Annotated in this window: 3 protein-coding genes; all 3 read right to left on the bottom strand. The window is 57.1% G+C overall.

The window, feature by feature from the left end; genetic code table 11:
• Positions 1–69 precede the first annotated feature (69 nt).
• On the bottom strand, positions 70–1137 hold the full coding sequence (locus E1297_RS03510) for a DNA double-strand break repair nuclease NurA (protein WP_155133943.1): 1068 nt from the start codon (positions 1135–1137) through the stop codon (positions 70–72).
• 69 nt (positions 1138–1206) lie between these two features.
• Entirely contained in the window at positions 1207–2352 is a 1146-nt protein-coding gene (locus E1297_RS03505) for a hypothetical protein (protein ID WP_155133940.1), read from the bottom strand.
• A gap of 3 nt (positions 2353–2355) precedes the next feature.
• Positions 2356–3429 (bottom strand): replication initiation protein, encoded by a 1074-nt coding sequence (locus E1297_RS03500; protein WP_155133937.1) that lies wholly within the window; start codon positions 3427–3429, stop codon positions 2356–2358.
• Positions 3430–3584: the final 155 nt, after the last annotated feature.

Genomic DNA, 3584 nt, shown 5'->3' with positions numbered 1-3584 from the left:
CACGTCCTTCAGGGCGGGGAAGACGTTAATAATCATAACAAATGCCCTTTGTTGTGCAAAAATAGAATACTAGGTTCGATACCCCATCGCGATCATCATGAGCGCTTCGGCATCGTCCACGGCGTTCATCGCACCCGTTTCGACGACGGCGCTAGAACCTACCGAAACCTGCTTGGCGTAAAGGTCTGCCAGATAGAGGGGGAACGGCTCCTTGATCGCAGGGATCTCGGTCGCGTCCCGAATTGCGCGCAACATCCCGTGGAACCGACTTCCACTGTCGTGCGCGCCGGACGTGATGTCGAGGCGATAGGCGGGAGTCCATACGTGAGGTCTATAGTAGAAGGATTTGACCCCGGACAAGGATTCGGAAAAGACGGTCCGATCACCGTCGCCGAAGCCTAGGGCTGGACCGATGCGTTGCTTTGGATTTTCGACCGTTCCTTCGAACAGACCGGTCATCTCCCCGGGGTTGAGTGCGAGCGTCGCCAGGGTTTTCGCATCCTGAAGACGAAACGGTTCCGGTACGCGAGGCGCGAATTCGTTCGTCGTTGTGTACTTTGGCATCGCGACAAATTTGGTGCCGCTCAGGATCTTCAGAACGGCATCGCGGAAGACACCCGACGGGATGGCGGCCGCCCGCTCTGCCAAGGGGCCGTTCGTGCTCTTGGCGGTGTAAATTGATTTCGAGACGTTGATCAACGTCGAGAGCATGGAGCCGTCGATGAGAACGAGATCCGCTTCCGATTGCGCCGCAAGCATAACTTCCATGGATGACATGATGCCACCCAGTATCGTCGCATTCTTCGGCGACCTAGCGACGCTCTCGATGAAGACATCGCATCCCCCGGGAGTGTCCTCCGGGCCAACCCGGACACCGACGGCAGTGCAAAGGTCGCCCATGCTTCGTGAATCGACGACCATCCCCCCATCTGTGGCGGCCACGGAAAAAACAGGAGCGGTCACTAGTTGCTCCTCGCTGACGGGCAAGATCATGTCCGCGATGCTTTCACGGATCGCGGAGCGAGAACCGGAAAAGTCGAGCGCCGAGCGCGCAGCCTTACCGGCAATCCGTCCGCCTTCTTCCAGAAGACGGGAAACGATTTCGGCGGGCAGGTTGGAAAGCTGATCAAGACTCATTCGGTCTACACAATATCTCGAAATTTTTCGAACGTTTTCGATGTGACATACAAGATGTCGAAATTCAGTCTAAGCGAGTCCAGACTTAAACAGAAAGAAGCCGAAGTCAGACACTGGATCCATCGGAATCTCGCGATCGCCTTCAACAACGGCCGTTTGCCATTGCTCCATAAGCGGGTGCCAGTGTTTTCGCCACTTTCGGTAATCGGTCGGGAGATCATTCAGCCACTCGTAGTTCAAGTTCGCGATCTCCCATTGCTGCTGATCCAGCACCTCGACGTCGAACGCGAGGGTACCGAGGATGTCCCTACGGTTCTCCTCGTCGGAGAAGAATCCGATGAAGGGGCCGTATGGACTGCCGCTGCCGACCTGGACATCAATCTTCCCGGCATCGAGCTTACCCAGAAAGACCTCCTCGACCTGATAGAGTTCGTTCGGAGTGAGGCGATGCAGGTCGGCAGATGAGATGACCGGGATCATTCGCCGGAGCGGATGCTCGCGTGCGATAACGACGGACGCCCGGCAAGCGAGGAGGTTTCGATCCCGGATTTCATCCTTAGCGGCCAGATCGGCGAGCACCTGAAGCTTGTCGGCAGACATGCCGGACAGTCGTTCGTCGTATCTGGCGGCGGCGTATTGCTGAAAAAGAGCAAGTTCGTCCGGGATTTCCGGCAGGAATCGGATGTCGGAGACCTTCATGTCGCGGATCGAGCTGTGATCGGAACCCGTTTCCATGAACTTGTTGATGTAAAGCTCGCAAATGGTGGAGAACACCTCCCCGGGATTGCCCTCCGCTTCGCGCAAGAACAAGGCCGACAGGGTCGCGAGAAGGGGGTTGTCTGCGAGACGGCATCTTTGTGCCAGCGCGATCTCCTGCGGCCAGACGAACCCGTAGAGACGCGTTGTCCAGCTAGCGCCGTAGGTCTCCCGGGCCGCCTCGATCTTTCGGAACGTGACGTGATATCGGTTCTTAGATCGTACCGAGATCCAGTTCAGGAATTGCGTGTCGGGATCGGACGATGCCTGACGAAAGTCCTCGGAACTCGAGACGAGAATGTCGTTGAGCCACTCCTTGCGCAGAAGATTACCGAGACCAGATCCGCGCATGCCGTTGTCCTGGCAGATATTCGTGGCCAGCTCAATGGTGTCATTGGAAACCGCGAGGGCGGCGACTCGCTTCTCGAGGAGACGGGTTCGGCTTTTCACATCCACCATCGCTCAGGTTCCCTCCAGCAGGGCACCAAACACGTCGTCGTCGACGTCGGCGAGAGCGGCATTGGAATCCTTTTCGATCTTCATTTCGAGCCAGGCGATGAAGGCCCGGTTGGCGTCATTGTAGACCTTGCCCTTTGAGCTGTCGCGCCACTCGAGCAGAAGATCCTCAACCGTTTCCGGGTCGGAGACAAGTTCCGCGGCATTTTCAAGAGTTTCGGAGGTAATCTCGGCCGGCCCGCCGCGCTCGGCTCCCGTCTTACCGTCGAGAAGGTCGATGGTCTTATCGTCCTTTGGAGCTGATTTCTTCCGTCCGATGCCGGAAGCCTTGGTGGCGCTCGCCTCCACGAGCCGATGGTGCGATTTGCTGACGGGCTTGAATGTAACGCTGACGACCGGACCACCGCGACCGGAGCGGTCGTAGGAAACATGAACGTCGAAGGTGGCAACGGCGTTCACGGCATCTACCGCCTTTTCGATGACGTTCCTCCGGAAGTTGTCGAAGCGTTTGTAGCTGTTGGAGGCACCGAAGATCTCGCGAAGGTCATCGATGCCGATCGTCCATGCCGCGTTGTGCCGACGCCGGCGGACGAGTTCCATGTGCTCGTAGAGCTTCTGCCCGGGAGCAAAGCGGATGTCGCGAACCCGGTTGATCTCGATCAGCGCGTAGACCTTAGGATCCTTGATGAAGTGCCACAGGATCGGATCGAATGCGAAGTGAAGGAAGCCGTCCGCCGCGTGTGGGGCGTCCATGGACAAGAGGTGGCATGAAAGGCTTCTGTCGCCCTCCTCGGATTCGTAGTCGACGCGGATATTGGCCTGACAAAGACGGTTGATCGAGTCCTTGATCTTCGCTGGCCGGGAGCATCCCATGAACTCGAGGGCGTCACGCATCGGAATTCGGTGAACCTTCGCGCTGGCGTTCAGAAAGTCCTTCGCGAATTCCGTCTGCGCGCGTTGCAGTAGGTAATTGAAGAAGGCGTTGTCGGCGGAGGTGAGGTCTATGTCACTCTGTTCGACCCGGGCATCGACGACGTTACTGCCCTTCTTGACCACGGGCTCCTTGCCTGTTGCCTTCATTCTCTCAACTCCGCATGCTTTTTTCACAAGAACGCACTCGAAGTTCCCTAACGAGTGCAAGAATTGGGTGGTAACTTCGTATGGATTCGTAGTGAAGTCAATAGGATTGAGCCGTTTCGAATTCCAGGGATCTTTGTTCCGAGTTTTAGGGATCT

It is taken from the genome of Roseibium sp. RKSG952 (assembly GCF_009711355.1).
The sequence above is the reverse complement of the archived record's forward strand: the minus strand, read 5'-3'. Positions and strand labels throughout refer to the sequence as shown.